The organism is Pseudomonas sp. AC463 (assembly GCF_979253585.1).
Genome location: NZ_CEEDDZ010000716.1, coordinates 1 through 264 on the forward strand (window position 1 = coordinate 1; position 264 = coordinate 264).

General features: G+C 65.2%; 1 protein-coding gene. It reads right to left on the bottom strand.

Annotated elements, in window-relative coordinates; all coding sequences use genetic code 11:
• Positions 1-141: SDR family NAD(P)-dependent oxidoreductase (locus tag AC0IYH_RS32075; protein ID WP_471838342.1), on the bottom strand; the 141-nt coding region annotated here is incomplete at its 3' end.
• Positions 142-264: the final 123 nt, after the last annotated feature.

Below are 264 nucleotides of genomic sequence, written 5' to 3' on the forward strand. Positions count from 1 at the left end.
TGCGGCCGCCTTGCGCGACGAGACGTAGACCTTCGCCCCCTGCGCGATGAAGCCCGCCGCGATCATCTTGCCGATGCCGCGGCTGCCCCCGGTCACGAGCGCCACGCGGCCGTCCAGCCGGAACAGCGTGCTGGTATCCATATCGTCATCCTCTCGCGCCGGCGGTCCGATCTTCCGGTCCCGCTTATGAAAAGTCCCTCCCGATCTAGTGATCGGAAGGGACTTCGTCATTACGCTTGTGGTGGCGATCAGGCGTAGCTGACC